Origin of the sequence: Noviherbaspirillum aridicola (assembly GCF_019656455.1) — a bacterium.
Lineage (GTDB): Bacteria > Pseudomonadota > Gammaproteobacteria > Burkholderiales > Burkholderiaceae_D > Noviherbaspirillum > Noviherbaspirillum aridicola.
The window spans coordinates 93,188-108,088 of record NZ_BPMK01000015.1 but is presented as its reverse complement, the minus strand read 5'-3'; the positions used below and the strand labels follow the sequence as shown (position 1 = coordinate 108,088).

Genomic DNA, 14,901 nt, shown 5'->3' with positions numbered 1-14,901 from the left:
CAGTCTCTTCGTATTCTCTTCAGCCGCGCGCCAGCTTCAGGCCCAGCTGCAGCAGCGCATCCCATGCGTCGCCGGCGTAAGCCCTGGCGCGCAAGCCCTTGACCATCTTATCGATTTGCGCCGCCTCCCGCAGCGCGGACTCCAGCAGCGGCAGACGCAGGCGGCGCAGCGCCGGCTCCATCAGCTTTTCGCGCGGACCCCAGATCCGGTATTCCTTCATCAGGACGCCGAGCGGCCTGCCGTCGGCGGCGCCGGCCTTCAGGCGCAGCAGGGTGCGGATCTCTTCCGCCATCGCCCACAGCACCAGCGGCAGCGCCTCGCCTTCGCCCTTGAGGCCCTCGATCATGCGCACCAGGCGCGCGCTGTCGCCGGCAAGCATCGCCTCATTGAGCTTGAAGACGTCATAGCGGGCGACATTGAGCACCGCGTCCTGCACCTGCTCGAAGCCGAGCTTGCCGGCCGGGTGGAGCAGGGCGAGTTTCTGGATTTCCTGGTGCGCGGCGAGCAGGTTGCCTTCCACGCGGTCGGCGATGAAATCCAGGCTCTGGCGATCCATGCTCTGGTTCTGCGCCGCGAGACGGGCACCGATCCAGTTCGGCAGCTGCGCGCGCTCGACCAGCGGAATCTCGATATACACCGCGGCGCGCTGCAGCGCGGCGACCCAGGCGCTCTTGCCGGTCTGCCAGTCGAGCCTCGGCAGGGTGATGAGCGTCAGGTTGTCGGGGCTGAGCGAGGCGGCGTAATCCTGCAGCGCCTGGCCGCCATCCTTGCCGGGCTTGCCGGTCGGGATGCGCAGCTCGATCAGCTTGCGGTCGCCGAACAGCGACTGCGACTGGTTCGCGGCCAGCAGCTCGCCCCACTTGAAACTGCGCTCGACCACCAGCACTTCGCGTTCGGTGAAGCCCTGCGCCCGGGCGGCGCGGCGGATCTTGTCGGCGGCCTCCAGCGCAAGCAGATGCTCGTCGCTGCTGATCACATACAGCGGCGCCAGGGATTTCGACAATTGCGCATCGAGCGCATCCAGCCGCAACTGCATGGCCTCGTCAGCTCCGGTTGACCGCCGACAGGCGGCGCAGGATCTGCTGCACCACGTCCGACTGCATGTCGCGGTACAGCATTTCTTCTTCCTTTTCCTTGGCGATCACCTGCGACTCGTTGAAGGTGAGGTCGCGCTTGAGCGTGATCGTGCTGGACGGGATCAGCTCGCGGCCGCTGCCGTCATTGACCCGGAACACCACGTTGTAGAAGATCGAGTAGTCCCGCACCCGTCCCTGGGAATTCAGGGAAATCGTCGCGCGCGACTGGCGCTCGGACAGGATGTCGATGACGGCTTCGGCATTCTTGGGTTCCGCCGTCAGCTCGATGTCGCTGGCGCGCAGGTAGCGGCGCAACTCGGTGCCGAGCCGGCCGCCGGTACCGGCGCCGAGATGAACCGACTTGAAGGGAATCACGCCGCGCCCCCCGGTGCCGCGCAGCTGGAAGCCGCAGGCGGAGAGGGCGAGCGCGGAAAGCGAGAGCAGGGCGGCGCGGCGTTTCATCGGCATCTCCGTCAGGCCACGATGTTGACCAGCTTGCCGGGCACGATGATGACTTTCTTCGGCGTGCCTTCGACGAACTTCTTCACGTTCTCATTGGCCAGCGCGGCGGCTTCGATGGCGGCCTTGTCGGCCTCCTTCGCAACCTTGACGCTGCCGCGCAGCTTGCCGTTGACCTGCACCATCAGTTCGATCTCCGCCTGCTCGAGCGCGGCCGGGTCGACCTGCGGCCACGGCGCGTCGAGTATGTCGCCGAAGCGTGCGGCATAGCCGAGCGCCTGCCACAGCACATGGGTGATGTGCGGCGCGACCGGGTACAGCACGCGCAGGAAGATGGAGAAGCTTTCGCCGATGACGGCCGCCGATGCCGGGCTGTCGTCGAGCTTCGCCGCCTCCAGCGTGTTGAGCATCTTCATGCAGGCCGACACCACCGTGTTGTACTGGATGCGCTTGAAGTCGTGATCGGCCTGCTGCAGGATCTTGTGGATCTCGCGGCGCAGGGTCTTGTGCGCCTCCGGCAGCCCGGCCGGCAGTTCGCCGGCGGCGCCGATGCGCTGCGATTGCGCGTAGCCATAGGCCCAGACGCGGCGCAGGAAGCGGTTCGCGCCTTCCACGCCGGCGCCGGACCACTCCAGCGTCTGTTCCGGCGGGGACGCGAACATGGTGAACAGGCGCGCCGTGTCGGCGCCGTACTGGTCGATCTGCGCCTGCGGGTCGATGCCGTTGTTCTTGGACTTCGACATCTTTTCCGTGCCGCCGATCCGGACCGGCTGGCCGTCGGACCGGAGCACCGCCGACACCGGACGGCCCTTGTCGTCGTGGCTCAGCTCGACATCGGCGGGATTGAACCAGGTCTTCTTGCCCGCCGCGTCTTCGCGGTAATAGGTCTCGTTGAGCACCATGCCCTGGGTCAGCAGGTTGACGAAGGGCTCGTCGAACCTGACCAGGCCGAAGTCGCGCATCACCTTGGTCCAGAAGCGTGCATACAGCAGGTGCAGCACCGCATGCTCGATGCCGCCGATGTACTGGTCCATCGGCATCCAGTAATCGTTGCGGGAGTCGACCATCGCCGCGTCGCTGCCCGGCGAGCAATAGCGCATGTAATACCAGGACGAATCGACGAAGGTGTCCATGGTGTCGGTTTCGCGGCGCGCGGCCTGGCCGCACTTCGGGCAGTCCACGTGCAGGAACTTCTCATGCTTGTTGAGCGGATTGCCGCTGCCGTCCGGCACGCAATCCTCCGGCAGCACCACGGGCAGGTCCTTTTCCGGCACCGGCACGTCGCCGCAGCTGGCGCAGTGGATGATCGGGATCGGCGTGCCCCAGTAGCGCTGGCGCGAGATGCCCCAGTCGCGCAGGCGATAGGTGACCTTCTTCTCGCCGATGCCCCTGGCTTCCAGGTCGGCCGCCACCGCGTCCACCGCCTGCTGGTAACCGAGGCCGTCATACTTGCCCGAGTTGATGCAGCGGCCGTTTTCCTTGTCCGCATACCATTCCTGCCAGGCCTCGGTCGAGTATTCCTTGCCCTCGACGGCCACGACCTGACGGATCGGCAGCTTGTACTTGAGCGCGAACGCGAAGTCGCGCTCGTCGTGGGCGGGCACGCCCATCACCGCGCCGTCGCCGTAGGTGATCAGCACGTAATTGCCGACCCAGACCTCGACCCGGTCGCCGGTCAGCGGATGGGTGACGAACAGGCCGGTCGGCATGCCCTTCTTTTCCATCGTCGCCATGTCGGCTTCGATCACGCTGCCCTTCTTGCATTCGGCGATGAAGGCGGCGAGTTCGGGATTGTCCTGCGCCGCGTGCGCGGCCAGCGCATGCTCTGGCGCCACGGCGCAGAAAGTGACGCCCATGATGGTGTCGGCACGCGTGGTGAACACCCACAGCTTGCCGTCGTTGATCAGTGCGCCGCTGTTATCCCTGATTTCGTGCGGGAAGGCGAAGCGCACGCCGGTCGACTTGCCGATCCAGTTGGACTGCATGATGCGCACGCGCTCCGGCCAGCCGGGCAGCTTGTTGTCGACATAGTCGAGCAGTTCTTCCGCATAGTCGGTGATGCGGGCGTAGTACATCGGGATCTCGCGCTTTTCGATCAGCGCGCCCGAGCGCCAGCCGCGGCCGTCGATCACCTGCTCGTTGGCCAGCACGGTCTGGTCGACCGGGTCCCAGTTCACGGTGCCGGTCTTCTTGTAGATGATGCCTTTCTCCAGCATCTTCAGGAACATCCACTGGTTCCACTTGTAGTAGTCCGGCTTGCAGGCGGTCATTTCGCGCGACCAGTCGATCGCCAGGCCCATCGCCTGCATCTGCTTCTTCATGTACTCGATGTTCGAGTACGTCCACTGCGCCGGCGGCACGCCGTTGGCCATCGCCGCGTTCTCCGCCGGCATGCCGAACGCGTCCCAGCCCATCGGCATCAGCACGTTGTAGCCGTTCATCCGCAGGTAGCGGTACATCACGTCGTTGATCGTGTAGTTGCGCACGTGGCCCATGTGCAGCTTGCCCGACGGGTAGGGCAGCATCGAGCAGGCATAGAACTTGGGCTTGTCGCGGCCGTTCCTGTCCTTTGCGTGTTCGATGGACTTGTACGCGTCGATCGCCTGCCAGTGGCCTTGCGCCGCCTGCTCGACTTCGCCGGGGATGTATTTCTCTTGCATGACGGGGTGATGCTGGAAGTGGGTGAACCCGGCATTATACTTGGTCGGGCATGGCAGTTGCGCGGTCGGCAACGCCGCTCCCCGCCGAAAAACCTCGGGTTGCGCGCGCGGATGGGCCGGGGAGGGATTGTCAGGGAGTCATCGCCCCGGCGCGGCCGGGGCGATGCGGAGCAGGTCTCAGCGCAGGCCGAGCACGTCCTGCATGTCGTACAGGCCGGTCTGCCTGTCGGCGAGGAAGCGCGCCGCGCGCAGGCTGCCGTGGGCGTAGCTGAGGCGGCTGGAGGATTTGTGGCTGATCTCGATGCGCTCGCCGATGCCGGCGAACAGCACGGTATGGTCGCCCACGATGTCGCCGCCGCGGATGGTGGCGAAACCGATCGAGGACGGATCGCGCTCGCCGGTCACGCCTTCGCGCGCGTACACCGCGCACTGCTTCAGGTCGCGGCCGAGCGCGTCGGCGATCACCTCGCCCATCTTCAGCGCGGTGCCCGAGGGTGCGTCGACCTTGTGGCGGTGATGCGCTTCGACGATCTCGATGTCGTAGCCGTGCGAGAAGCTCTTCGCCGCCATCTCCAGCAGCTTGAGCGTGACGTTCACGCCAACGCTCATGTTGGGCGCGAAGACGATCGCGGTCTTTTGCGCGGCCGCGGCGATCGCGGCCTTGCCCGCCTCGTCGAAGCCGGTGGTGCCGATGATCATCTTGATGCCGTGGCTGGCGCAGTATTCGAGATGGTGCAGCGTGCCCTCGGGCCGGGTGAAATCGATCAGGTAGCCCGCATTGGCGAGTCCCTTCGCGAGTTCGCTTTCGATCGTCACGCCGGCCGGCTTGCCGAGGAAGGCGGCGGCGTCGCTGCCGATGCCGGGTGCGCCGGCGACGTCGAGCGCGCCGGCCAGGCGCGCATCATCGGCGGCGGTGATGGTTTCGATCAGCATGCGGCCCATGCGCCCGGAGGCGCCGGCCACCGCGATGTTCAGAGTGGTCATGGTCGCGCTCCTTACTTGCTGCCGGCGATCAGGCCGAGGTATTCCTGCTCGGTCGGCAGCTTGTCGCCTTCGATGCGCGCCAGACGGTTGCCTTCGAAATACGCCGTCACCCGGCTCGCGATCACTTCGCCGCTGCGCTTCTTCAGGCGGAAGACATAGTCCCAGCGATCGGCATGGAAGGGGTCGGTCAGCAGCGGCGTGCCGAGCACGAAGCGCACCTGTTCGCGCGTCACGCCTTCTGGCCGTTTCATGCCTTCTTCCAGTTGCGCCACCGCTTCCCGCGAGACGAAATTGCCCTGCTGGATCTCGATGCGGTACGGGGCGAGGAAGCCGAGGAAGCGGTAGATGCCGGTCGGGCCGCTCTGCACCACGGTGCCGGCGGAAGTGTCGGCGGCGGCGGGCGCGGCGCTCGCGGTGGCGGGCGCGGCGGAAACGGCCGGGGCGGCCGGAGCGGCCTTTGCCGCGGGAGCGGGTTCGTCGATCAGCGGGTTCTTCGACGCGCAGCCCGCCATGAGCGTGGCCAGCGCGAGCACCAGCGCGCCGGCGGCGGCGGGAGTGCGGTCAGTGCGGACGGACGACATTTGCATGGTGAAGTCTCAATTCGTTGAGCAGGAACGGCAAAACGCTATATGATAAAGCAGATAACCGCATTCCGAACATCAACATGCCAAGCAACTCATCCGATCTGAAAGCCAGCGGACTCAAGGCGACCCTGCCGCGGCTGAAGATCCTCGAAATTTTCCAGAATAGTCCGGTGCGCCACCTGAGCGCCGAGGACGTCTACAAGATTCTGCTCGCCGATAACATGGATGTGGGGCTGGCCACGGTCTACCGGGTGCTCACCCAGTTCGAGCAGGCGGGCCTGCTGCACCGCAATCACTTCGAAACCGGCAAGGCGGTGTTCGAGCTTAACCAGGGTTCGCACCATGACCACCTGGTCTGCCTCGACTGCGGCAGGGTGGAGGAGTTCTACGACGACGAGATCGAGAAGCGCCAGCAGCAGATCGCCGCCGAGCGCGGCTTCTCGATATCCGAGCACGCGCTGGCGCTCTACGGGCACTGCACCAAGACCGACTGCCCGCATCGCAACCGCTAGCATTCAGGGCCGGCGGCATTGCCGGCCAATCCGCGATCAGGAATGGCTGAGCGCGCTCGACAGCAGCTTGGCGGTGATGTCGACGATCGGGATCACGCGTTCATACGCCATGCGGGTGGGGCCGATCACGCCGAGCGTGCCGACCACCTTCCCATTGACGCCATAAGGCGCGGTCACCAGGCTCATCTCTTCCACCGGCACCAGCTGCGACTCGCCGCCGATGAAGATCTGGACGCCGGTCGCCTTGCTCGACATGTCGAGCAGCTGCATCAGGCCGGTCTTCTGCTCGAACAGGTCGAACAGCTTGCGCAGCGAAGTCATGTTCGAGGCCAGGTCGCTGACGCTGAGCAGATTGCGCTCGCCCGAAATCACCACCCCGTCGTCTTCCGCCAGCGCGTCGCTGCCGGCCTCCACCGCGGCCTGCATCAGCGCGGTCATGTCGTCGCGCAGCTGGCGCAGCTCCCCCTGCAGGTGGGTGCGCACTTCGTCGAAGCTGTGGCCGGCGTAGTGCTGGTTGATATAGTTCGCGGCCTGGATCAGCTGGGCCGGGGAATAGTCGCACTCGGTGATCAGCAGGCGATTCTGCACATCGCCGTTGGGCGACACGATCACCAGCAGGATCCGCTTTTCGGACAGCCGCAGAAACTCGATCTGCTGGAAGGTCGAGTCATGGCGCGGCGTCAGCACCACGCCGGCGAACTGCGACAGCGACGACAGCACCTGGGCCGCATTGGCGATGATCTTCTGCGGCGTCTTGTTCTGCAGCTGCAGCTGCAGCTTCGATTCCAGCGCGCTCTCGTCGATCGCCTGTACCGTCAGCAGGGTGTCGACGAACAGGCGGTAACCGCGCGGCGTCGGCACCCGGCCGGCCGAGGTGTGCGGGCTGGCGACGAACCCCATTTCCTCCAGGTCGGCCATGATGTTGCGGATGGTCGCGGGGGACAGGTCGAGTCCGGAAATTTTCGACAACGCCCGCGAGCCGACAGGCTGGCCGTCGGCAATGTATCTTTCGACAAGTGCCTTGAGCAGGGTTTGAGCGCGGTGATCGAGTTGCATGGCGGTATTCTAGCGAGCGCCTTCAACGCCCGCCACCTTCTGTTTCATACGGCGTTGCGCGCGAAATTGCGCGTTATCAGTCTTTCACCGTTTGTCGTGCCAGCCAGTCTTCGAGTTCATGCAGCGACGCGCAGACCAGGTCCGGCTGCACCGCGCCGTCGGCGACGATGGGACCCAGGTCCGGGCGCCGCAGCCAGGCCGCCCGCATCCCCGCCCGCTGCGCTCCCTGCACATCGAGCAGGAGATCGTCGCCCACGTACAGCGCGTCCGCGGGCGCCACTTCGAGCGCATCGCAGGCGGCCGCGAAGATCGCCGGGTCCGGCTTGGCCTTGCCGAAATGCCATGCCGCCACCGAGGCGTCGAACAGATGGGCCAGCCCTATGGTGCCGAGGTCGGCCACGCCATTGGAGATGGTGCCCAGCCGGTGCCGCGAGCGCAGCCTGCCCAGCACCGGCAGCACGTCCTCATACGGCTCGACCTCGTTGCGCGCCTTCGAGAAGACGGCCATCGCATGTTCGGCCAGCGCCTCGTCCTCGCCCGTCTCGCGGAAGGCTTCGGCCAGCACCGCATGCCGCAGCCGGCGCAGATCCAGCTGGTACACCGGGTCGGTGCGCATCAGCTCCTGCCGCCGCTGGCGCATGCCCTCGATCGATACCCGCTGCGCGACTTGCGGCGCATGCCGCTGCAGCCAGTCGTACATCAGGTCCTCGGCCCGCCGGATGACGGGCACGATCGGCCACAGGGTATCGTCGAGATCGAACAAAACGGCTTTGATGCTCATATGCGGACAGCCCGTGAGGGTTCAATGTATGTTCTGTAACGTCCGGCCAAATTATGGTCTAATCTCCGGCATGTTGCCTGCCCAGCCACTTCCTTCCCCGTCAAAGATCAAGACCGTCGCCATTGTCGGCAAGTACATGGCGGCCGGCATAGAGCAATCGCTGTCGGAGATCTCCGCTTTCCTGCATGGCGCCGGCTACGCCGTCGTGCTGGAAGCCGAGACCGCGCGCAACGTGGCCCTGCCCAACACCCGGCCGATGACCCCCGAGGAAATCGGACGCCATGCCGATGTCGCCATCGTCGTCGGCGGCGACGGTACCATGCTCGGCATCGCCCGCCAGCTCGCGCCGTACGGCGTGCCGCTGATCGGCATCAACCAGGGCCGGCTCGGTTTCATGACCGACATCTCCCAGGAGGGAATGATTCCCGTGCTGACCGATATGCTGTCGGGCAAAGTCGAGTCGGAACGGCGCAGCCTGCTGGAAGGCACGGTCGAGCGCGACGGGCAGGTCATCTTCAGCGCGCTCGCCTTCAATGACGTGGTGGTGGCGCGCGGCGCCACCAGCGGCATGGCGGAACTGAAGGTCGAGGTGGACGGGCGCTTCATGTACAACCAGCGCTCCGACGGACTGATCGTCGCCACGCCGACCGGTTCCACCGCCTATGCCCTGTCGGCCGGCGGGCCGCTGCTGCATCCCAGCCTGTCCGGCATGGTGCTGGTGCCGATCGCACCGCATGCGCTGTCCAACCGTCCGATCGTGGTCGCCGATACCTGCACGATCGAGATCGAAATCATGGGCGGGCGTGAAATCAGCGTCAATTTCGACATGCAGTCGCTGGCCAGCCTGCGGCATCACGACCGCATTTTCGTGCGCCGTTCCGCGCACGCGATCACCTTCCTTCATCCCCAGGGATGGAGCTACTACGATACGCTGCGCGAGAAGTTGCACTGGCATGAATATCCGTCACAGGCGGGCCAGTTAAAATAGGCGGCTTGTCGTTGCCCAGAACCTATCTTTCCAAATGCTCCGCACACTTTCCATTCGCGACTTCGTGATCGTCGACGCCATCGAGCTCGAATTCGCTCCGGGCTTCACCGTCTTCACGGGCGAAACCGGCGCCGGCAAGTCCATCCTCATCGATGCCCTGGCGCTCGCGCTCGGCGGACGGGGAGACGCCAGCGTGGTCCGGGAGGGCGCGTCCCGCACCGACATCACCGCGGAGTTCGCGTCCACCGCCGAGGCCGACGCCTGGCTGGAAGAGCATGAATTCCGCAGCGACGAAGGCGGCATCCTGCTGCGGCGGGTCATCGACAACGCGGGACGCTCCAAGGCCTGGATCAACGGCGTCACCGCCACCGCCGCCCAGCTGCGCGAGCTGGGCGAGATGATGGTCGACATCCATGGTCAGCATGCCCACCAGTCGCTGCTCAAGAGCGATGCCCAGCGCGCGATGCTCGACAGCCAGGCCGGCCTGCAGGACGAGGCCCGCGCGGTCGCCGCCGCCTACAAGTCATGGCGCGCGCTGGCCAGGCAGCTGGAGGAATTCGAGGCCAATGCCAGGAGCGTGCTGCTCGAGCGCGAGCGTCTCGAATGGCAGGTCGGCGAGCTGGAAAAGCTCGCGCCCAAGCCCGGCGAATGGACCGAAGTCAGCAATGAACACAGCCGCCTCGCGCATGCGGCGAGCCTGATCGAGGGCGCGCAGGAAGCGCTGGACGCGCTGTCCGAGTCGGAGACCCATCCCATCCTCTCGCAGCTGTCGGCACTCACGCTCAGGCTCGGCAAGCTGGCCGACATCGACGCCGGCCTCAAGCCGGTGATCGAGGCGCTCGAGCCGGCGCGCATCCAGATCCAGGAAGCCGTGTATTCGCTCAACGATTATCTCGGACGGGTCGAACTCGACCCGGAGCGGCTGCACGAAGTCGAGGCGCGCATGGACGCGCTCCATTCGACCGCGCGCAAGTTCCATGTCGCGCCGGAAGACCTGCCGCAGGAGTACGAGAGCCTGTCCGCGCAGCTCAGGCAGCTGGCGGACGCCACCGATCTCGAGGCCCTGCGCGCGCAGGAGCAGAAACTCAGGGACGCCTATCTTGCGGCGGCCGCGAAATTGTCGACGGCGCGCTCCAACGCCGCCACCGCGCTCGGCCAGGCCGTCACCGCGGCGATGCAGGACCTGAGCATGGCCGGCGGTCGATTCGAGGTCGCGCTCAATCCCTGCGATCCCACCGTGCACGGCGTCGAACAGGTGGAATTCCTGGTCGCCGCCCACGCCGGCACCTCGCCCCGGCCGCTGGCCAAGGTGGCGTCCGGCGGTGAACTGGCGCGCATCTCGCTCGCGATATCCGTGATCGCCTCGACCGCGACCGCCACCCCGACGCTGATTTTCGACGAGGTCGACAGCGGCATCGGCGGCGGCGTCGCCGAAGTCGTCGGCCGCCTGCTCAAGCGCCTCGGCCAGGCCCGCCAGGTGCTGTGCGTGACCCACCTGCCGCAGGTCGCCAGCCAGGCCAACCAGCATTTCCAGGTCAGCAAGCGCAGCAGCGGCGGCAGGACGGTGTCGAGCATCGATTCCCTCGACAGCAAGGCGCGCATCGAGGAGATCGCCCGCATGCTGGGCGGTATCGAAATCACGGCAACCACCCGCAAGCACGCGCGCGAACTGCTCGCGTCCTGATCACCTCACACCAAGAACGCCATGCGCTTCAGACAGGAACCGCAGTACACCCACGGCACACCATCCCGCATCGCGGTCGTGCTGGTCAACCTGGGCACGCCCGACGCGCCGACGGCTTCGGCGGTGCGCCGCTATCTCAGGCAATTCCTGTCCGACCCGCGCGTGGTCGAGATTCCCAGGGCCGCCTGGTGGCCGATCCTGCACGGGATCATCCTGCCGCTGCGGTCCGGCCAGTCGGCGAAAAAATACGCGTCCATCTGGAGCAAGGAGGGCTCGCCGCTGAAGGTGCATACCGAGCGGCAGGCCGCCCTGCTGCAGGAAGCGCTGACGCGCCGCGGCCACGAGGTCGAGGTGGCGCACGCGATGCGCTACGGGAATCCCTCGGTGCCGGACGTCCTGGAGCGGCTGCGCGCCCGGGGCTGCGACCGCATCCTGATCGTCCCCGCCTATCCGCAGTATTCGGGCACGACCACGGCCTCGGTGTTCGACGCGGTGTTCGCCCACCTGTCCGGCGTGCGCAATGTGCCGGAACTGAGACTCGTCAAGCACTACCACGACCATGAAGCCTACATCCGGGCACTGGCCGGCAACGTGCTTGCCCACTGGGACACCCACGGCCGGCCCGACCGCCTGGTCCTCAGCTTCCACGGCGTGCCGAAGCGCACGCTGATGCTGGGCGATCCCTACCACTGCGAATGCCGTAAAACCGCACGCCTGCTGGCCGAGCAGCTTCAGCTGCCGCCGGAGCAGTGCCTGGTAACCTTCCAGTCGCGCTTCGGCAAGGCGGAATGGCTGCAGCCCTACACGGCGCCGACCCTGCAGCAGCTGGCGCGCGAGGGCGTGTCGCGCGTGGATGTGATGTGCCCCGGATTCATCGGGGATTGCCTCGAGACGCTGGAAGAGATAGCAATGGAAGCCAAGCATGACTTCCTGACGGCGGGCGGCAGGGAGTTCCACTACATCCCCTGTCTGAACGAGGGCGCCGACTGGATCGCCGCGCTGGCGGAGATCGCCGAGCAGCACATGATCGGCTGGCCCACCATCCTGTCGCCGCGCGACCGCGAGGCCGCACCGCAGCTGGCGGAGGCTTCGCGCCAGCGCGCAGCCGCCTTGGGCGCCGACAAATAGTCGTCGCTTTCCCGGATTTCCCGGCTTGATTTTTTAATACACCGCTACCAGTTCAGCGTGGCATATGGCGGCGGTCGCCAGCAGGGAGTAGGCGACGACCGACAGGGAGATCAACGGCAGTTTCATGACAAGCTCCGCGCGCGTTGCGCATTTACTAAGCATGGTAGTACGCGGGGCGAGGAATAGAAGCAGAAACGCCGCTGAAAATGTAACAAGACGAGACACTTTTTGTCCGCCGCGAGGCGGATGCGAAAAATTCCCCTTGAAAAACTAAGGCTTAGCCCCATTTACTGCCGCAGTAGCCGCTAAGTCATTGATTGCTGGAGACTTTTTGTGATGCAAGATCAAGAGAAAATGCAAGAACAGGCCGACCAGTCGGCGCAGGTCCAGGATGCCGCCGCGGCCGAACAGTCGGGCGAGGGCAAGGACGGGCTCCAGGAAAAACTCGCCGCTGCCGAAGCCCGCGCGGCCGAAATGCAGGACGCCTTCCTGCGGGCCAAGGCCGACGCCGAAAACATCCGCCGCCGTGCGCAGGAAGATATCGCCAAGGCGCACAAGTTCGCCATCGAGAGCTTCGCCGAAGCGCTGGTGCCGGTGAAGGACAGCCTCGAAATGGCGCTCAAGCTGGAAACCCCCTCGGTCGACTCGCTCAAGGAAGGGGTGGAGATGACGCTCAAGCAGCTCAACTCCGCCTTCGAGCGCAACCGCCTCGCCGAGATCAACCCCGTGCCGGGCGAGAAGCTCGACCCGATGAAGCACCAGGCGATTTCGATGGTCCCGGCCGAGCAGGACGCCAACACCATCGTCACCGTGCTGCAGAAGGGCTACATGATTGCGGACCGCCTGCTGCGTCCCGCATTGGTGACCGTGGCGCAGTAAAAAATGACGACCGCGGCGCTTGAAACCGGAGCGCTGTTCCACATATACAACACATCAAAAAACACCCGTTTTTTTAAAGGAACGAAATCATGGGCAAGATCATTGGTATCGACCTCGGCACGACCAACTCCTGCGTCGCAATCATGGAGGGCGGCCAGCCGAAGGTCATTGAAAACTCCGAGGGCGCGCGTACCACGCCGTCCGTCATCGCTTACCAGGAAGACGGCGAGATCCTCGTCGGCGCGCCGGCCAAGCGCCAGGCCGTGACCAACCCGAAGAACACCCTGTACGCCGTCAAGCGCCTGATCGGCCGCAAGTTCGCCGAGCAGGAAGTGCAGAAGGACATCAACCTGATGCCCTACCAGATCGTCAAGGCCGACAACGGCGACGCCTGGGTGGGTGTGCGCGACAAGAAGCTGGCGCCGCCGCAGGTTTCCGCCGAAGTGCTGCGCAAGATGAAGAAGACCGCCGAAGATTATCTCGGCGAGGAAGTGACCGAGGCCGTGATCACCGTGCCGGCCTACTTCAACGACGCCCAGCGCCAGGCCACCAAGGACGCCGGCCGCATCGCCGGCCTGGATGTGAAGCGCATCATCAACGAGCCGACCGCGGCCGCGCTCGCATTCGGCCTCGACAAGAGCGGCAAGGGCGACCGCAAGATCGCCGTGTATGACCTCGGCGGCGGCACGTTCGACATCTCGATCATCGAGATCGCGGACGTCGACGGCGAAATGCAGTTCGAAGTGCTGTCCACCAACGGCGACACCTTCCTCGGCGGCGAAGACTTCGACCAGCGCCTGATCGACTACATCATCGACGAATTCAAGAAGATCAACGGCCTCGACCTGTCGAAGGACGCGATCGCGCTGCAGCGTATCAAGGCATCCGCCGAGCGCGCCAAGATCGAGCTGTCGTCCTCGCAGCAGACCGAGATCAACGAGCCGTACATCGCGATGGCCAACGGCGCCCCGGTGCACCTGACCATGAAGATCACCCGCGCCAAGCTGGAATCGCTGGTCGAGGAACTGGTCGAGCGCACCATCGAGCCGTGCCGCATCGCGATCAAGGATGCCGGCGTCAAGGTGTCCGACATCCACGACGTGATCCTGGTCGGCGGCATGACCCGCATGCCCAAGGTGCAGGAAAAGGTCAAGGAGTTCTTCGGCAAGGAGCCGCGCAAGGACGTCAACCCCGATGAGGCCGTCGCCGTCGGCGCCGCCATCCAGGGTTCGGTGCTGTCCGGCGACCGCAAGGACCTGCTGCTGCTCGACGTCACCCCGCTGTCGCTCGGTATCGAGACGCTCGGCGGCGTGATGACCAAGATGATCCAGAAGAACACCACGATCCCGACCAAGTTCAGCCAGGTGTTCTCGACCGCCGACGACAACCAGCCGGCGGTGACCATCAAGGTGTTCCAGGGCGAGCGCGAAATGGCATCGGGCAACAAGCTGCTCGGCGAGTTCAACCTCGAGGGCATTCCGCCCGCGCCGCGCGGCATTCCGCAGATCGAGGTCACCTTCGACATCGACGCCAACGGCATCCTGCATGTGAGCGCGAAGGACAAGGCTTCGGGCAAGGAAAACAAGATCACCATCAAGGCCAATTCCGGTCTGTCGGAAGAGGAAATCCAGAAGATGGTGAAGGACGCCGAGCTGTATGCGGATGAAGACCGCAAGCTCAAGGAGCTGGCCGATGCCCGCAACCAGGGCGACGCGCTGGTACACTCGACCCGCAAGGCGGTGACCGAGTACGGCGACAAGCTCGACGGCGGCGAGAAGGAAAAGATCGAAGCTGCGATCAAGGACCTGGAAGAAGCCCTCAAGGGCAACGACAAGGACGCGATCGATGCCAAGGTCGCTGCACTGTCGACCGCGGCGCAGAAGCTGGGCGAGAAGATGTATGCCGACGCCCAGGCGCAGCAGGCCGGCGCGGCGGGAGCCGCGGGTGCGGCAGGCGGCGCCGAAGGCAAGTCGGCGGACGAGGATGTGGTCGACGCCGACTTCAAGGAAGTAAAAGACAAATAATCCCGACCGTCGCGGCGCCAGCCGCGATACACCGCCGAGTCGTAGCGATCGTCTGGCGATCCTCGGCTCGGCGTTTTCGCTTATAC

The 14,901-nt window shown here is 65.3% G+C and carries 13 protein-coding genes; 6 read left to right on the top strand and 7 right to left on the bottom strand.

What is annotated here, in order from left to right:
* Nucleotides 1-19 precede the first annotated feature (19 nt).
* The 5 genes from holA to NCCP691_RS16540 form a co-directional block, all read right to left on the bottom strand.
* Nucleotides 20-1,036 (bottom strand): DNA polymerase III subunit delta, encoded by a 1,017-nt coding sequence (gene holA, locus NCCP691_RS16560; RefSeq protein ID WP_220809667.1) that lies wholly within the window; start codon nt 1,034-1,036, stop codon nt 20-22.
* 7 nt (nt 1,037-1,043) lie between these two features.
* Entirely contained in the window at nt 1,044-1,538 is a 495-nt protein-coding gene (locus NCCP691_RS16555; protein ID WP_238482471.1) for an LPS-assembly lipoprotein LptE, read from the bottom strand.
* An 11-nt stretch (nt 1,539-1,549) separates the two neighbouring features.
* The gene (gene leuS, locus NCCP691_RS16550; RefSeq protein WP_220809665.1) at nt 1,550-4,195 is read right to left on the bottom strand and encodes a leucine--tRNA ligase; all 2,646 of its coding nucleotides are present in this window, start codon (nt 4,193-4,195) and stop codon (nt 1,550-1,552) included.
* 177 nt (nt 4,196-4,372) lie between these two features.
* Nucleotides 4,373-5,179 carry a 4-hydroxy-tetrahydrodipicolinate reductase gene (gene dapB / locus NCCP691_RS16545; protein WP_220809664.1) on the bottom strand — a complete coding sequence of 269 codons (807 nt, stop codon included), beginning with the start codon at nt 5,177-5,179 and terminating at the stop codon, nt 4,373-4,375.
* A gap of 11 nt (nt 5,180-5,190) precedes the next feature.
* Complete coding sequence (locus NCCP691_RS16540; protein ID WP_309295124.1) at nt 5,191-5,766, bottom strand: outer membrane protein assembly factor BamE; 576 nt, start codon at nt 5,764-5,766, stop codon at nt 5,191-5,193.
* Nucleotides 5,767-5,843: 77 nt separating this feature from the next.
* Here NCCP691_RS16540 and fur point away from each other — a divergent pair, with 77 nt between their 5' ends.
* Nucleotides 5,844-6,275 carry a ferric iron uptake transcriptional regulator gene (gene fur / locus NCCP691_RS16535; protein WP_220809663.1) on the top strand — a complete coding sequence of 144 codons (432 nt, stop codon included), beginning with the start codon at nt 5,844-5,846 and terminating at the stop codon, nt 6,273-6,275.
* Nucleotides 6,276-6,311: 36 nt separating this feature from the next.
* Here the strand turns inward: fur and hrcA are convergent, their stop codons facing one another.
* Both hrcA and NCCP691_RS16525 read right to left on the bottom strand, forming a co-directional pair.
* Nucleotides 6,312-7,331, bottom strand: a complete 1,020-nt coding sequence (gene hrcA / locus NCCP691_RS16530) for a heat-inducible transcriptional repressor HrcA (RefSeq protein WP_220809662.1) — start codon at nt 7,329-7,331, stop codon at nt 6,312-6,314.
* Nucleotides 7,332-7,407: 76 nt separating this feature from the next.
* Nucleotides 7,408-8,112 (bottom strand): HAD family hydrolase, encoded by a 705-nt coding sequence (locus NCCP691_RS16525; RefSeq protein ID WP_220809661.1) that lies wholly within the window; start codon nt 8,110-8,112, stop codon nt 7,408-7,410.
* Between the two features lie 70 nt (nt 8,113-8,182).
* Between NCCP691_RS16525 and NCCP691_RS16520 the strand changes: the two genes are divergently transcribed.
* The 5 genes from NCCP691_RS16520 (at nt 8,183) to dnaK (ending at nt 14,815) form a co-directional block, all read left to right on the top strand.
* The gene (locus NCCP691_RS16520) at nt 8,183-9,100 is read left to right on the top strand and encodes an NAD kinase (protein ID WP_220809660.1); all 918 of its coding nucleotides are present in this window, start codon (nt 8,183-8,185) and stop codon (nt 9,098-9,100) included.
* Between the two features lie 34 nt (nt 9,101-9,134).
* On the top strand, nt 9,135-10,784 hold the full coding sequence (recN, locus tag NCCP691_RS16515) for a DNA repair protein RecN (RefSeq protein WP_220809659.1): 1,650 nt from the start codon (nt 9,135-9,137) through the stop codon (nt 10,782-10,784).
* 21 nt (nt 10,785-10,805) lie between these two features.
* Nucleotides 10,806-11,912 carry a ferrochelatase gene (gene hemH / locus NCCP691_RS16510; RefSeq protein WP_220809658.1) on the top strand — a complete coding sequence of 369 codons (1,107 nt, stop codon included), beginning with the start codon at nt 10,806-10,808 and terminating at the stop codon, nt 11,910-11,912.
* Between the two features lie 336 nt (nt 11,913-12,248).
* Nucleotides 12,249-12,791 (top strand): nucleotide exchange factor GrpE, encoded by a 543-nt coding sequence (grpE, locus tag NCCP691_RS16505; RefSeq protein WP_220809689.1) that lies wholly within the window; start codon nt 12,249-12,251, stop codon nt 12,789-12,791.
* 89 nt (nt 12,792-12,880) lie between these two features.
* Entirely contained in the window at nt 12,881-14,815 is a 1,935-nt protein-coding gene (gene dnaK, locus NCCP691_RS16500; protein ID WP_220809657.1) for a molecular chaperone DnaK, read from the top strand.
* Nucleotides 14,816-14,901 lie beyond the last annotated feature (86 nt).

Excerpts from the sequence above, each read along its gene's own strand:
- holA (WP_220809667.1), bottom strand. The coding sequence starts at position 1,036 with ATGCAGTTGCGGCTGGATGCGCTCGATGCGCAATTGTCGAAATCCCTG.
- NCCP691_RS16555 (WP_238482471.1), bottom strand. The coding sequence starts at position 1,538 with ATGAAACGCCGCGCCGCCCTGCTCTCGCTTTCCGCGCTCGCCCTCTCC.
- leuS (WP_220809665.1), bottom strand. The coding sequence starts at position 4,195 with ATGCAAGAGAAATACATCCCCGGCGAAGTCGAGCAGGCGGCGCAAGGC.
- dapB (WP_220809664.1), bottom strand. The coding sequence starts at position 5,179 with ATGACCACTCTGAACATCGCGGTGGCCGGCGCCTCCGGGCGCATGGGC.
- NCCP691_RS16540 (WP_309295124.1), bottom strand. The coding sequence starts at position 5,766 with ATGCAAATGTCGTCCGTCCGCACTGACCGCACTCCCGCCGCCGCCGGC.
- fur (WP_220809663.1), top strand. The coding sequence starts at position 5,844 with ATGCCAAGCAACTCATCCGATCTGAAAGCCAGCGGACTCAAGGCGACC.
- hrcA (WP_220809662.1), bottom strand. The coding sequence starts at position 7,331 with ATGCAACTCGATCACCGCGCTCAAACCCTGCTCAAGGCACTTGTCGAA.
- NCCP691_RS16525 (WP_220809661.1), bottom strand. The coding sequence starts at position 8,112 with ATGAGCATCAAAGCCGTTTTGTTCGATCTCGACGATACCCTGTGGCCG.
- NCCP691_RS16520 (WP_220809660.1), top strand. The coding sequence starts at position 8,183 with ATGTTGCCTGCCCAGCCACTTCCTTCCCCGTCAAAGATCAAGACCGTC.
- recN (WP_220809659.1), top strand. The coding sequence starts at position 9,135 with ATGCTCCGCACACTTTCCATTCGCGACTTCGTGATCGTCGACGCCATC.
- hemH (WP_220809658.1), top strand. The coding sequence starts at position 10,806 with ATGCGCTTCAGACAGGAACCGCAGTACACCCACGGCACACCATCCCGC.
- grpE (WP_220809689.1), top strand. The coding sequence starts at position 12,249 with ATGCAAGATCAAGAGAAAATGCAAGAACAGGCCGACCAGTCGGCGCAG.
- dnaK (WP_220809657.1), top strand. The coding sequence starts at position 12,881 with ATGGGCAAGATCATTGGTATCGACCTCGGCACGACCAACTCCTGCGTC.